Source organism: Gilliamella sp. LMG 34359, from assembly GCF_984569085.1.
In genome coordinates this window covers 3,394,060-3,409,105 of sequence record NZ_OZ474906.1, presented here as the reverse complement: position 1 = coordinate 3,409,105, position 15,046 = coordinate 3,394,060, and the positions used below count along the sequence as shown (strand labels likewise).

Below are 15,046 nucleotides of genomic sequence, written 5' to 3'. Positions count from 1 at the left end.
CCCCATAAAGTTGGACACTTTTATTAAGCGGCTTGTAAGGCCTGATTTCGATATTCAACCGGAGTCAGGCCTTTTAATTTGGCTTTACTCCGTTTGGTGTTGTAGTATTCTATATATTCTTCTATTTTTTCAATCAATTCATCTGCATCTTGAAAGCATTGTCCATGGTACATTTCTGATTTTAATAGACCAAAAAAGTTTTCAGCTACCGCATTATCTAAACAATTTCCTTTTCTGGACATACTTTGTTTGATGCCATTATTAGCTAGTAGCTTCTGATAATGGCAATTTCTATATTGCCAGCCTTGGTCACTATGTAGTAACGGTTTTTCACACTGTTTTAAGCGTGATATCCCTTTTTGAAGCATATCTGTCACCAAGGTCAAACGTGCATTTTTAGCCACTTTATAAGCGATTACTTCTTGATTATATAAATCGATAATGGGCGATAGGTAAATTTTCTGTTCATTTACCTTAAATTCTGTGACATCCGTTACCCATTTTTCATTTGGTCTCGATGATTCAAAATCTCTTTTAAGATAATTAGCGGCTGTTTTACCAGTCTCTCCACGATAAGAACGATATTTTTTAGGTCTTACTGTCGATTTGAGATTAAGCTGACCCATTAAGCGTTGTACCGTTTTATGATTGAGCTTAATGCCTTCATTTATCAACGCTAAATGAATTCGGCGATAACCATAACGCCCTTTATGTTCATGGTAAATCGATTCTATACGTTTTAACTCATTTTCATAAGCAGACGGGGTTTTCAACCTATTAACATGATAATAAAAAACACTTTTTGCCAGTTTTGTTGCTGATAGCAAATGTTTTAAAGAATACTGATATTTAAGAGCTAAAACAACTAACGTTTTTTCTTTGTTTGTTGACGTTTTGCTTGCTTCAGCTCTTCGAACTTTTTTAGAACAGCAATTTCTGCTCGTAGATAAGCAATTTCCTCTTTTAATGCTTCAATTGTTTTTTCATCATCACTGTGAGTTGGTTCAATACGGGGGTGCTTCATACATGGTCTTCCTCTGGAACGATATTCAAGCCCTCGGAAACCTTTTTTATGATATCTATCAAGCCAAACAAATAGAAGCCCGGGGGAACTTAAATTAAGCATAGCACTAGTGTGCCCGAGAGACCAATTATTTGTCCACATTAATTTTAATGCTTGTAATCTTGCTTCGGCATGACGTAAATGAGGTGTTGGTTGAAAGGCGTTATCACCATGAATCGCAACCACTTGGGCCCAATACCGAATCTGACGAGCAGATATCGCATATTTTTTTGAAAGAATTTCGGATGATTCTCCTGATAAGAATTCATTAGCTATGATAATTTTTAAATCTCGACTATATTTTGACATAAAAAGACCCCTCAGTAATTGGTTGTTCAACTATTGGGGGGCACTTCATTTGTGTTGGCTTTTTTTTATCGGCTTTTAATTAGATAATAGCCAATTTAGGCAAATATGCTATACTTGCGAAATTCAATTTTAGGTGTATGGAGAATGGCGAGCTATGATGGAAACAATTAGAACTGCGGCGGACAGTCTTGTTGTTAAAATAATCTTTGCAATTATTATTTTATGTTTTATTTTTACTGGCGTTGGCTTTCTGGGTTTTGGTGGCGGTAATGCTACAAATGATGAGCAATTATATATTGCAAAAGTAGACGGCAACGGTATCAGTCGAACTGGTTTTGAAGCTCAGGTACAACAAATTTTGCGTAACACTAGTGGTGGTGATGCCTCACTTAATAAAGAAATACGGCAAAATGTGTTAGCTCAGCAAATAGATAACTATTTAGCTTATCAATTTTCTCAAAAAATTCATGCGGCAATCAGTAACGAACGAGTAAGAGATTATATTAGACAACAAAAAGTGTTTTTTATAAATGGTAAATTTGATAATCAAAATTATTTAAATTTACTTCAAGTAAACGGTTTTACCCCTGATAGTTACGCAGAAATATTAAGGACATCGCTACAACAAGAGCAGGTTATGGATGCCTTGGTAAAATCTAGTTTTGTGTTACCATCAGATTCTGAAATTGCGATGTTAAAAAATCAAACAAGAGATGTTTATGCTACTATGGTTGATTCTTCTCTAGATGATCTGAAAGATATCAATATTACAGAAGAAGATGAGAAAAAATATTATGATGAACATCAAAAAGAATTTTTCAGAAAAGATAGAGTCAAATTAAAATATATCTATACTTCTAAGGATATCGTTGCAAAAGACATAAAAGTTACTGATGATGAAATCAGAAAAAATTATGAAAAAAATATTAAAAATTATAGTTATCCAGCAAAAAAAGCTTTTAGTGCCATTTTTGTAACAAATAAAGAACAAGCTGATAAAGTTGTTAAAGAGTTAGCTTCGGGAGTTGATTTTGAAAAACTAGCAGTAGATCTTAATCAAAATAATGATATTTCTGCCTACGGAAAGAATGGATCATTAGGTTGGTTTGCTGATGATGACACTTTGCCTGAATTCTTCAAAAAAGCCAACTTGCAAACCGTTAATCAAATTTCAAAACCAATCGCGACTGATGGTGGATTTGTTATCATTAAACTTGATGGTAAGCAAGCATCTCAATCTATGGGCTTTGATCACGCAAAAAATAAAATTGAAGAAAATTTGTTTGAGCAAAAATTGCAAAAAGCATTTACTGCAATTGAAAACAAAATCAAAAAAACGCTAACTCAGTCACCTAAATCGATGGAAGAATTGGCTGAAAAAACTGGTCTTAGTGTTGAAATGACAGATTGGACAAGCTATAAAGACTTAAATTCGATCATGTTTCATCCTGAAATTAGTGATTTAGTCTTTAGTGAAGAGATGCTCAATGATGGGCAATTGACCCATAAAATATCGGATCTAATTCCAATTGAAAGAAATTATGGTAGTTATAGTTTTGTTATTCAAGTAACAGATTATCGTCCTGAAGGGATAGCGCCATTTGAAGAAGTTAAAGAAACCATCAATAAAAAACTCACTAAAGATAAAGTTGAAAATCGTTTCAAAGAAACGGTTGATAACTTATTGGCTGAATTAAATACTAATAGAAACTCAGATAAAATAAACTTCAGTAAGAAATATGTTTTACACAGAGATTCGACAGATTTAGATAAAAAAGTAGTAGATATGATTTTTAATATGCAACTACCAATTCCAGGTGTTAAATCTGATTTATTTAAAGTCCAATTTTTAGAAAATAATACTGCCTATATTGTAAGGCTAGTTAATGTTAATACGCCAAAAGAATATCAAGATATTTCAGCAGAACTATTACCAGCATCTATGGCAGATACTTATTATTATCTTAGCAACGATATTCGTTCTAAAGCGAAAATTGAAATTATGCCAGATACAAATATGTGATCAAGATCAAAGAAATTTGGTAAATATCTAAATAGAAGAGAAGCCACTTTGGTGGCTTTTCGCATTTTTGTAATTATTAAAATTTATCTTATTAACTCCATGAGATAGTGATTATGCAAATTTAGTTGCTTAATTATTTTGGAGTTAATTTAAATGAAAATTTTTACATTATTTTGCCTTTTATTCACATCGTTATTTTTTTCAACTGGAAGTTTTGCTGATTCAAAATCCGATATCACAACCAAAGGAGAGCAAAAACAAGTTGTACAAGTTAATATTAATACGGCAACCGCTGAAGAGTTAAGTAAAGTATTAACTGGTATTGGGATGAGTAAAGCTCAGAAAATCATCGAGTATCGGGAAAAATTTGGGCCTTTTGTTTCGCTAGAACAATTAAAGGAGGTTTCAGGAATTGGCCAAGCAACACTTGATAAAAATATAGGAAAAATTACCTTATAAATATTCTATCTTCCAACAGCGAAGCTGTTGGAAGATATTGCTAATTATCAATTGGATCAACATCAATACTCCATCTTACTTTTGAAACATCATCCCACTGCTCAACAACTGTTAGTAGCTTATCTAATATTTGCTGCAATAATTGCCTATTAGTATGTTGCAATAATAATTGCCAACGGTTATAGCCAGCTTTTTTAGGTTGACTTGCAGGCATAGGGCCAAGTTGCCATAAATTATGGTCATAATTCGCCTTTAACCAATCATGAATGCGCTGCAAAAATTTGGGGGCATGTAAGTTATTACGGTCGGCAGCACGGATTAGTACCTGATAGCTAAATGGAGGCAATAAAGTTTGTTGACGTTCAAGTAAAGTCTGCTTTGCAAATGCCGGATAGCCTTGAGTCAGTAGAATGTTTAATAAAGGATGTTGTGGATGATAGGTTTGCAGAATAACTTCGCCCGCTTTGGTTTCACGACCGGCTCTACCTGAAACTTGAGTATAGATTTGTGCGAATCTTTCTGTTGCCCGGAAATCGCTTGAAAACAAGGCGCCATCAACATCAACGATGCCGACTAATGTCACATCAGGAAAGTGATGGCCTTTAGCCAGAATTTGCGTACCGACTAAGATATGGGCGCCACCTTTATGAATATCATGCAAATAGCTATTCAATGCCTCTTTTTTAGTTATGGTATCACGATCAATACGGGTAACTTTTATATTGGGGAACAACAGATTAAGTTGTTTTTCAAGTTGCTCAGTTCCAAATCCAATCGGTAATAATTGGGTGGAACCACATTTAGGGCACTGCTTGGGTACTTCTCTTGGTGTATCACAATAATGACAAATTAATTTATTTTGCTTTTTATGAAAAGTATAAGGGCGATCACAACGTGGACATTCGGCAATCCAACCACAATCATGACAAATAATTAATGGTGCGAATCCTCGACGGTTAAGAAATAACATAACTTGATTATTGTTATGTAAGTGTGCTCTTATCTGTTCTATTAGTGGTTGAGATAATCCCGAAGCTAGAGCCATGCCACGAATATCCAAAATAGATTGTTTGGCTAGTTTGGCATTACCAGCTCTTTGTGTCAGCTTGAGTTGTTGGTATTTGTGCGTTTGTGCATTGTTGATGGTTTCAAGAGAAGGCGTTGCCGATCCTAATACAATAGGTATATTTTCAATTTTTGCTCGAATAATTGCCAAATCTCTAGCGTTATAACGCCATCCTTCTTGTTGTTTGTACGAACTATCATGTTCTTCATCGATAATAATGATGCCCAAATCTTTGAATGGCGTAAAAAGCGAAGAGCGGGTGCCAACAACAATGGCATTTTCACCATCTTTACTTCTTATCCAAACCTCTAAACGTTCTTTATCGGTTAGGCCTGAGTGTAAAATATCAATAGGGGCATTAAAGCGTTGCTTGAAGCGTTTAATTGTTTGCGGGGTTAAACCTATTTCCGGAACTAAAACTAAAGCCTGTTTCCCTTGTGATAAAACATCTGCAATTATATTTAGATAAACTTCAGTCTTGCCAGAACCCGTTATGCCATCAAGTAAAAATACAGCGAATTGTTTATTTTGTTGATTAATTTTCGCTATAGCGTTAGATTGTTCATCGTTTAATTGGATTGATGCTGGATTGGTTGAATAATTTGTCTGCCAGCAAATTTTTTCAGGTTGACGATAGACTAATTCTATAAGTTGTTTTTTTTGTAATTCTTGATAAATATTGGGGTTAAAATTACTTTGATTTAAATCATTGTTTCTAAGTGAAGCTAATAATTGCTTTTGTTTTGGGGTTTTTGTTAACAGCTCTAAATCAATTTGTTGCCCTTGCTGTGTTAATTGCCACTGTTTTACGCCTTCATTAATCGCTTGGCGACCTTGCCTTAAGAGAACAGGCATGGCATGAAACATGACTTCACCAATTGGGAAATGATAATAACCTGTCGCCCAATTTAATAATTGCCAAATTGGTTGCGAAAAGAGTTTTTTGCCATCGATAACTGAGGTAATTGCTTTTAAATTTTCAATATCGAAAGTTGTTTGCTGATCAATTTTAACGATGATTCCAATCATCTCCCGTTTACCAAAAGGCACTTTAACCCGCATACCAATTTCAGCAGGTAAGGTTAGTTTGTAATCAAACAGTTGATAAAGGGGTACCGGTAAGGCTACATGAGCAATCAGCATTAACAATCACTATTATTAAAAACTGCTATTGTACGCAGATTTTATTTAACTCGCAAAACTTACGCAGATAAATTGATTATATCTAAGTGAACTATATAAAAACTTTATTTATATGATAATTTATAGGATAGTAGTATCCATATACAAAATTTGCTATCTTTAGTAATAAAGTACAACATAATATTTAAAGGTAAATAAAAATGTCAGCCTCATTTTCACATATTAATCAACGCGGTGATGCTCATATGGTTGATGTTTCTGAAAAACAGTCAACTTTACGAGAAGCTCGGGCAGAATCCATCGTTTTAATGAATGCGGAAACATTTAATCTGATTATTGAAGGAAAACATCATAAAGGCGATGTTTTCGCCACAGCAAGGATTGCCGGTATTCAAGCAGCTAAACGAACATGGGATTTGATTCCACTTTGTCATCCACTACTTCTGAGTAAAATAGAAGTCAATATTGAACCCCTATTTGAAAATCATAGTATTAGGATTGAATCTATTTGTCGGTTAACAGGTCAAACTGGGGTTGAAATGGAGGCATTAGTTGCCGCTTCGGTAGCCGCATTAACAATATATGATATGTGCAAAGCTAATCAAAAAGATATGATCATTAATCAGGTTCGATTACTCAATAAAATTGGCGGTAAATCGGGCGAATATAATGCAATAACACAGTGATAGTATGAATAAAATTATTTTTTTTGCACAAACTAGAGAGCTGGTTGGGGTTGATAAACTTGAGTTAGCGGTAGAGCAAATGGCAATATCTCAACTTCTAGAACAGTTGAGTTTGCGTGGTAATAAATGGTCATTAGCATTAAAAGAAAAAACAGTATTATGTGCAGTCAATCAGACTTTAGTTAACTATGACTATATTATTCAAGAGGATGATGAAATTGCCTTTTTCCCTCCAGTAACAGGCGGTTAACAATATGAATATTATCCAAGTTAACCAATCTCCCATCGATGTGAATTCATTGATCACTTGGCTTTATGAATCACCAGCAGATGGTGCAGTAGTGACGTTTATGGGCAAGGTGCGTAGTTTTGAAAATCAAGTTATTAGTCTAACGTTAGAACACTACCCTGAAATGACTGAAAAAGTGTTAGGTAATATTATTAATCAAGCCCGAGGTAGATGGGCGATCAATCGAGTTGCGATAGTCCACCGTGTTGGTAAAATTTATGCCAATGAAAGTATTGTGTTTGTTGGTGTGAGTGCAGCTCATCGTAGTGATGCTTTTGCTACTACAGAGTTTATAATGGATATATTAAAAAATGAGGCTCCATTTTGGAAGAAGGAACAGACTGTTAGCGGGCAAAATTGGGTAAAAGCAAAGGAATCCGATTTAAATGCCTTGAAGAAATGGTATTAATCCTTATTTAATATATAATACGGTTGTTATGTTATTTTTATAAGAGGAAGGATATGTCTAGTTATAACCCGAATGATTCAATTATAGAACAGACTGGTAGTCGCATCCAAACATATATGAGTCATGTGTATGGATGGATGGCTGTTGGTTTACTTTTAACTGCATTCGTTGCTTGGTTTGCATCAAATAATGATCAACTTATTATGTTTTTAGCACGTATAATGTGGGTGCTTTTGATTGCCGAAATTGGCTTAGTTTTTGCTATTTCAGGAATGATTAACCGTTTATCTGGTTCTACAGCAACCACTTTATTTATGCTTTATTCCGTGATAAATGGTTTAACTTTTTCTATATATTTTAAATATTATACGTCGTCTTCCATTGCCAGTGTCTTTTTTATAACTGCTGGAATGTTTAGTGCATTAGCGGTTTATGGCTATACCACTAAACGTAATTTATCTGGTTTAGGTAGCTTTTTATTCATGGGATTAATTGGTATTGTTATCGCCTCCCTAGTTAATATATTTTTGCAAAGTGCACCTCTAATGTGGGCTATAACCTATATTGGTGTTTTTGTTTTTGCCGGATTAACCGCTTATGATACGCAAAAACTTAAAGAATTTGGTGTCAACTTATCACAAGATGATCAAAATATGTTTAGACGTTATGTGATATTAGGTGCATTAACACTCTATCTCGACTTTATCAATTTATTTATTATGTTACTACGAATATTCGCAGATCGTAGATAACCAACCGATCATTATATTTACAAAGGGCTCTGCAAAGAGCCCTTTTTGTTAAATTTATATTAAGCTCTACATATTTATCTTTTTTTGTTAAAAATTTTAAGGAAAGTAGCAATTTTAAATAGAAAAATTGCTATTATTAAAAGCTTTTAAATCTCTTTTATCGATGGATCTCTATGAAAAAACTCTATTCGTTCGTGTTAGTAAATATTTTTATTTCATCTATTATTGCTATCCGATATTTTTGGGTACCTGGTGCATCGTTTAGTTGGGATGGTGGGCTTTTTTCGCTATTTGCCGTATTAGGGCATTTTTTCTCGATTTATTTATTACTTTTCATTTTATGTATTCCTCTCATTTGCATGAAAAGAGTTTTAAGTAATAGCTGTCTAGCAATTATATTTAGTTTATTACAAATTGTATTGTACATTGACACTATTGTCTTCCAACAATATCGATTTCATATTAATGAGTCGGTACTCTCAATGGTTTTTTCCGGGCAAGTTGTCGATTTTTCAACTATCACTTATGTTTTAATGTTTTTATTAATACTGGTATCTTTTGGGATAGAATATTTGATTATTTATCTGTTAGATAAAAAGTTTAACCAACGCAATGTTCGTTCTAAAACATTAGTCATTTCGACTCTATTTCTTCTAAGTAGTTTTTTTATTAGTCATCTGGTCCATATGGTGGCATTTTATTATGGTTATTCTTCCATTATGATTGTTAAAGAATATATTCCATTATATCGTCCATTTACCTCAAAAAAGATAATGGGATTTTTTGATAAATCCGGTCAACATAAAACATTCCTTGAAAAGGATAACCTACACGCCACTATCCATTATCCTAAAAATGAACTTTTAGTTAATCCTAGTAATAAAACAACACCAAATATCATGTTTATTGTTTTAGATTCTTGGCGGTATGATACTTTTAGTCAACAAATTTCTCCTAATACCTACAATTTTGTACAACAGAATAATGGAATAATTTTCAATAATCATTATTCAACAGGCAATGCAACTAGAACTGGTATTTTTGGACTTTTTTATGGTATTCCCGGCACGTATTGGGATGCTTTTTTAAGAAATCGGATCCCATCGTTATTTATAACCACTTTGCAAAAAGAAAATTATAATATTGGTATCTTTACTTCAGCCAAAGTTACTGCCCCTGAATTTGATCGTACTGCATTTTTGACTATCAAAAATTTAAGAATTAGTAGTAGAGACGGTAAAGCATCGAGTCGGGATAAACAGCTAACGGAGGATTGGCTAAATTGGTATAAAACTAGAGATCAATCTAAACCGAGTTTTTCATTCTTATTTTATGATGCTCCACATGCTTATGATTTTCCTAATAACTTTGACATAAAATTCCAACCTGTTGGTGAACTTAATTACATGACATTAAGTAATGATACCGATCCTGAACTAATTTTTAATCGCTATAAACAAAGTGTCTATTATGATGATTTTTTACTGCAAAAAGTCTATGATGAACTCAAACAGTCTGGTTCATTAGATAATACCTTGATTATTATTACCGGTGACCATTCACAAGAAATGAATGATAATAAATTAGGTTTTTGGGGGCATAATGGTAACTACACTGATGCACAAACTAAAGTTCCTTTTATTATTGTTGGGGCGAAAGATCTTCAACACATGAGCGATAATATAAATAAATTTACTAGCCATGAAGATGTAGTACCAACAATAATGCGGCATTATTTACATGTCGAAAATGATATTAGTGATTACTCGACAGGCTATGATTTGTTTAGCCCGATATTAGATCGAGATTGGTTATTAATGTCGAATTATAGTTCTTATGCTGTTCGAACCAAAGATAACATCTATGTTGTTAATCGTCTTGGTATTAGCCATTATTATGATAGTCATAATAATCAAGTAGATGAGACGCCTAATTATAAAACGATTCAAATGGCTATGGATAATATGCGTTATTTTTTCCAGACAAAAAAATAAAAAAAATCCACCTTTGAGGTGGATTTTTTATTATCTAATATCGGCACAATTTAAACAGTATATATAACGGTTTTGTGCATCTTTGAATTTATCCCATACTGATATTTGTTGTTTGATGTGTTTAACTTCTGGGATCTGTTCAAAAAATACCTCAGCTGTTGATTTTGGCATCATTGCAATCATATCTGAATAAAGCGCATTGAACCAACTTCCTTCCGGTTTTTGCCAATCTATTTGGTAATCAGAAATATTGGCTAATTCTGCAGCCATATCAATAGCATCATCAAAATCACCTAACTTATCCACTAAGCCATTTTTACTTGCTTCGGAGCCTAACCAAACTTGGCCTTGAGCTATTTGATCGACTTGTTCCATCGTCATCTTACGGTTTTTTGCAACTAAAGAGATAAAAGTACTGTAACCACTATCAATATTCATTTGGATAAATTGTTCCATTTCAGCAGATAAACTTTGTGTTAAGCTACTATTTGCCAATGGAGATGTTGAAACACCATCATTATAAACCCCGATATGTGAAAGTGAATTTTCAAAAGTTGGTATAATGCCAAAAATTCCAATTGAACCCGTAATCGTATTTGGGCTAGCAACGATATAATCAGAAGCGGTTGATATCCAGTATCCACCTGAAGCAGCCATTCCACCCATCGAAACAACGATAGGGATCTGGTATCGATGTAAAGTCTCTAATTCACTACGAATTGCTTCGGAAGCATCAACGCTTCCTCCCGGGCTATTTACTCTAAGTACCACAGCTTGTATGTTGTTTTTATTTAAGTTCTTGCGAATATCTCTTAGTTGTTTAACAATATCTTGGCTACCGGCTATATTACTATTATTAGCACCATCGGTAATGGTGCCATTTACGAATACAACAGCAATTTTGGGCTCTTTATTTGATTCTTCGACTTCGTTCTTAAGCTGATAATTGTATATGCTGACTTTGTGTTTTATTTTAACGTCGAGTTCAAAATCAAATTCAGAAGTTATCGCATCAATTAACCCATTCGCTAAAGCATATTGAGCCATATTGCCGTTAACCGATTTTAGTTCTGATAACATTTTATCGGCTGGAGGGACTAATTGTGTTGCTGCTTTCTTTCGCTCTGCGGAAATGTCATTCAGGTAGTTATTCCACATTAAATTCAACCATCGAGAAGCATTACTTCTCGCCTCATCTGACATATTATCTCGGATGAATGGTTCAATAGCTGATTTGTAAGTTCCAACACGGAAAACATGGGTGTTAATCTTTAAATTATCTAATAATGTTTTGTAGTATAAATTATTTGCTGATAATCCAAATACATTAACAGCCCCTAATGGGGTGAGATAAATTTTATTGGCATAGCTAGCCAAATAATATTGGCTTTGGTTGAAGTTGGAACCAATAGCGTAAATAGGTTTATTTGCTGCTTTAAATTTATCTAAATATTTACCAATATATTGCAAAGTGCTCATATCTGCACCAACAAAATTGTCTAATTTTAGCACCATATTGTTAATATTTGGATCAGATGTCGCTTGTGATATCTTCTGCACTAAATCGAATAAACTATTTTCACGTGATAGATTTACTCTTTTACCATATATTTTATTTTGTAATTGGTACATCTCATCACTATAAAGCGAATTATCAACAACCACCCCTTCAAGATCCATAACTAATGTACCATACTGAGGTATTATGTCTTGTTTTTGTGATTCTTTAATTAAGGCAATACCACTAAAAATCAGAAGGATAATAACTAAAAAAACAAGGTTAAGAAAAATTTCTCTGATTAAGTTGATAACTTTCCAAATTGATTTAATAACAGATAGTACAGACATAATATAATAACCCTTAAATTGTTTTTTTATTTTTAATTTTTAGTATTCATATTTTTCTTTTTGAAGTATTTTTTATCTTCAAAACGCAAACAGGTCAATTTTCCACCCCAGCAACATCCTGTATCGAGTGCATAAATATTTTCAGGAGTACCTTTGCCATTTAGTGCAGCCCAGTGGCCGAAAGCAATACTATATTTTGCAGGAATTTTACTGGGTAATGTAAACCAAGGTTTTAATTTTGAAGGTGCTTCATCTGGTTGATTTTTACAGTAAAAATCAAGCCTTCCATCTTCGTAACAATAACGCATTCGAGTTAATGCATTGGCAATATAACGTAATCGGTCTAATCCTTGTAACTCTGCTGACCACTCATCAGGAAAATTGCCATACATTTTGTCGAGAAAAAGGGGATATGAGTCACTGCTTAACACCACATGGAGATCAAGAGCACATTTTTTTAATGTTTCAAGATCCCATTGGGGCGAAATTCCGGCATGCGTCATAATTAGCTTTAATTTTTCATCTATTTGAATTAATGGTTGTTTGCGTAACCAATTCATTAATTCATCGAAATCCTCGGCACGGATAAGTTCGTCAAGATTATCTTTCTTTTTCGATAGTGAAACATTGGCATAAATCGATAATAGATGTAAGTCATGATTACCTAAAACCAACCTAATTTGTGCACTGTTATGTTTTACAAATCTAATAACTTCAAGTGATTTTGGTCCTCTAGCAACTAAATCGCCAGTTAACCATAAGGTATCTGATGACGAAAAACTTGCTTTTTCAAGTAGTCGCATTAATTCATCATAACAACCATGAATATCACCAATTATAAGGTTTGCCATAAGGTTATTTCCAAGCGTTTGTTAATAGGCAATACTGTTCTACCGTCAAATTTTCGGCGCGTAAATTTGGATCAATACCAAGTTCACTAATTTGCTCAACCGTAAATAAATTACCTAAGCTATTGCGAATGGTTTTACGTCTTTGATTAAATGCTTCAGTAGTAATACGTGACAGCACTTTAATATCATTAACTAAATATGGTTTTTGTTTGTAAGGTATTAGTTTAACTACAGCTGAATCAACCTTAGGTGCTGGTTTAAAAGAAGTAGGTGGTACTTCTAAAACAGGAATAATTTGACAGTAGTATTGTGCCATGACACTTAAGCGACCATAATCTTTACTATTAGGCGCAGCAACTAAACGTTTAACTACCTCTTTTTGTAACATAAAATGCATATCAGTGATGATCGGAGCATATTCAAATAAATGAAACATCAATGGTGTTGAAATATTATAAGGTAAATTACCAAACACCCTTAATGGCTGACCTAATGTATCGGATAACTGATTAAAATCAAAGTTTAATGCATCTTGCTCAATTACACTGATTTTATTTTGTAAAAAAGGATTTTCAACTAATCGACTAGCTAAATCTCTATCAATTTCAATCACCGTAAGATGATCGACTAATTTACTAACAGGTACTGTCAATGCGGCAAGCCCAGGACCTATTTCGACTAAGGCCTCACCTTGTTTGGGTTGTATGGCGGCTACAATACTTTCAATAATATAATTATCGTGTAGAAAGTTTTGACCAAATCGTTTACGAGCAAAATGCCCTTGATGAACACGATTATTCATTCTTGCCTTCACCTGTAATTTTGATATATGCATCACCTTTTAACTCTTGAACCCAAACTTGTGCTTCTTCAGCGAATTTACGATTGAAAATAAGTCGATAAGCTTGATCTTTTTTCGCTAAATTAGTACCGTCAGTCTGCCTTGTATCAATTAGTTGGATTAAATGCCAGCCATAAGATGATTTTATAGGTTGACTGATTTCACCTTTTTTCAATTTTAATAATCCAATTCTAAATCCATTATCATAAATTTCAGGTCTATTCCAACCTAAATTACCGCCACTATCTTTTGAGCCGGTATCTTCAGAATTGGCTTTTGCCGCCGCCGCAAACGTTGTTGTCCCGCTGATGATAGCTTTACGAAGATCGTTGAGTTTTTGTTTAGCTATTTGATCGGTTACTAATACATTGGTTTTAATTAAAATATGGCGCGCATTAACTTCTTGAAGTGTGATTTTTTGTGGTGCTTCAGCACGAGTATCGTCCACTTTTAATATATGCAGTCCAACACCTGAACGGATTGGTCCTATAACGCTTCCTTTTGGTGCGCGAATAAGTCGTTCTTCAAAAATTGTCGGTAACTCATTTATCTTTTTCCATCCCATAGCACCGCCTTTTAAGGCGAGGTCATCATTAGAAAAAGAGGCTGCTAATTTAGCAAAATTTTCACCCTTTTTAGCTCGGTTGATGATATCTATAGCTTTGTTGGTAGCATTGTCAATTTGTTGTTTCGAAGCCGTTTCCGGAATAGCAATTAAGATATGACTTACTTTGACATCAATATTTCTGGTTGGTTGACTAGTTATTGTTTTAGATAAATTTTCTACTTCTCTATCCGAGATTTGGATTCGGTTTCTAACTTCATGTAAACGCGCTTGTTCAATTAGCATATCATTATGAATTCGATCCCGATATGTACTATAACTCATTCCCATTGTTGATAATCGGCTTCTTAGTTCATCTATTGTCATACCATTTTCATCAGCAATATTCTCGATTGCTGCGGTAACTTGATCTTCACTAATGGTAATTTTAGCTTTAGCTGCTCTTTGTAAAATAAGTTTTTCAATAATTAGACGATCAATAATTTGCTGTCTAAGTATTTTATCATTGGGTAAAGAACTAGGATCGCTACTGGCTTTAATGGTTTTTAGCATGTCACTGACATCACTTTCTAAAATGACGTTATTATTAACAACAGCAGCAACTTGTTCTACCACTTTCGGTGCTGCATTTGCTGAAAGAGGTGTAAAAAGCATTAAATTAACACCCAAGTTTAATGCAATAAAAAGTTTTAATAATTTCATATTTAATCAACTCATTATGTTGTGGCGATTTTGAATTTATCTTAAT

At 33.7% G+C, this 15,046-nt stretch carries 14 protein-coding genes; 7 read left to right on the top strand and 7 right to left on the bottom strand.

From position 1 onward, the window contains the following. Nucleotides 1–23: 23 nt before the first annotated feature. Both AC5LXV_RS15550 and AC5LXV_RS15545 read right to left on the bottom strand, forming a co-directional pair. Entirely contained in the window at nt 24–968 is a 945-nt protein-coding gene (locus AC5LXV_RS15550) for an IS3 family transposase (protein ID WP_493468011.1), read from the bottom strand. Then, on the bottom strand, nt 866–1,372 hold the full coding sequence (locus AC5LXV_RS15545) for a helix-turn-helix domain-containing protein (protein WP_493466966.1): 507 nt from the start codon (nt 1,370–1,372) through the stop codon (nt 866–868). The genes AC5LXV_RS15550 and AC5LXV_RS15545 overlap by 103 nt, the downstream gene beginning before the upstream one ends. Nucleotides 1,373–1,526: 154 nt before the next feature. On the opposite strand from AC5LXV_RS15545, the gene AC5LXV_RS15540 reads away from it, so the two are divergent. Both AC5LXV_RS15540 and AC5LXV_RS15535 read left to right on the top strand, forming a co-directional pair. Continuing rightward, complete coding sequence (locus AC5LXV_RS15540) at nt 1,527–3,395, top strand: SurA N-terminal domain-containing protein (protein ID WP_493466965.1); 1,869 nt, start codon at nt 1,527–1,529, stop codon at nt 3,393–3,395. A gap of 153 nt (nt 3,396–3,548) precedes the next feature. Beyond that, nucleotides 3,549–3,854, top strand: a complete 306-nt coding sequence (locus AC5LXV_RS15535) for a ComEA family DNA-binding protein (RefSeq protein ID WP_110432619.1) — start codon at nt 3,549–3,551, stop codon at nt 3,852–3,854. Nucleotides 3,855–3,894: 40 nt separating this feature from the next. On the opposite strand, the gene priA is transcribed toward AC5LXV_RS15535, so the two are convergent. Continuing rightward, complete coding sequence (gene priA, locus AC5LXV_RS15530) at nt 3,895–6,063, bottom strand: primosomal protein N' (protein ID WP_493466964.1); 2,169 nt, start codon at nt 6,061–6,063, stop codon at nt 3,895–3,897. A gap of 200 nt (nt 6,064–6,263) precedes the next feature. Between priA and moaC the strand changes: the two genes are divergently transcribed. From moaC to AC5LXV_RS15505, 5 genes are all read left to right on the top strand, one after another. After that, a complete protein-coding gene (gene moaC, locus AC5LXV_RS15525) occupies nt 6,264–6,749 on the top strand; it encodes a cyclic pyranopterin monophosphate synthase MoaC (protein WP_144189618.1) in 486 nt (161 codons plus the stop codon). Between the two features lie 4 nt (nt 6,750–6,753). Further along, nucleotides 6,754–6,999 carry a molybdopterin synthase sulfur carrier subunit gene (gene moaD, locus AC5LXV_RS15520; RefSeq protein ID WP_493466963.1) on the top strand — a complete coding sequence of 82 codons (246 nt, stop codon included), beginning with the start codon at nt 6,754–6,756 and terminating at the stop codon, nt 6,997–6,999. A 4-nt stretch (nt 7,000–7,003) separates the two neighbouring features. Next, on the top strand, nt 7,004–7,447 hold the full coding sequence (moaE, locus tag AC5LXV_RS15515) for a molybdopterin synthase catalytic subunit MoaE (RefSeq protein ID WP_493460784.1): 444 nt from the start codon (nt 7,004–7,006) through the stop codon (nt 7,445–7,447). Nucleotides 7,448–7,500: 53 nt separating this feature from the next. After that, nucleotides 7,501–8,199 carry a Bax inhibitor-1/YccA family protein gene (locus tag AC5LXV_RS15510; RefSeq protein ID WP_493466962.1) on the top strand — a complete coding sequence of 233 codons (699 nt, stop codon included), beginning with the start codon at nt 7,501–7,503 and terminating at the stop codon, nt 8,197–8,199. Nucleotides 8,200–8,372: 173 nt separating this feature from the next. After that, entirely contained in the window at nt 8,373–10,193 is a 1,821-nt protein-coding gene (locus AC5LXV_RS15505; RefSeq protein WP_493466961.1) for a DUF3413 domain-containing protein, read from the top strand. Between the two features lie 30 nt (nt 10,194–10,223). Here AC5LXV_RS15505 and sppA read toward each other — a convergent pair whose 3' ends face one another. From sppA to surA, 4 genes are read right to left on the bottom strand one after another with little or no spacing between them, the layout of a single operon-like run. Continuing rightward, on the bottom strand, nt 10,224–12,041 hold the full coding sequence (sppA, locus tag AC5LXV_RS15500) for a signal peptide peptidase SppA (protein ID WP_493466960.1): 1,818 nt from the start codon (nt 12,039–12,041) through the stop codon (nt 10,224–10,226). A gap of 32 nt (nt 12,042–12,073) precedes the next feature. Beyond that, nucleotides 12,074–12,892: a bis(5'-nucleosyl)-tetraphosphatase (symmetrical) ApaH gene (gene apaH / locus AC5LXV_RS15495; protein ID WP_493466959.1), complete on the bottom strand. Its 819-nt coding sequence runs from the start codon at nt 12,890–12,892 to the stop codon at nt 12,074–12,076. Nucleotides 12,893–12,896: 4 nt separating this feature from the next. Beyond that, nucleotides 12,897–13,694 carry a 16S rRNA (adenine(1518)-N(6)/adenine(1519)-N(6))-dimethyltransferase RsmA gene (gene rsmA, locus AC5LXV_RS15490; RefSeq protein ID WP_110432628.1) on the bottom strand — a complete coding sequence of 266 codons (798 nt, stop codon included), beginning with the start codon at nt 13,692–13,694 and terminating at the stop codon, nt 12,897–12,899. Beyond that, complete coding sequence (surA, locus tag AC5LXV_RS15485; RefSeq protein WP_493466958.1) at nt 13,687–15,000, bottom strand: peptidylprolyl isomerase SurA; 1,314 nt, start codon at nt 14,998–15,000, stop codon at nt 13,687–13,689. The genes rsmA and surA overlap by 8 nt, the downstream gene beginning before the upstream one ends. Nucleotides 15,001–15,046 lie beyond the last annotated feature (46 nt).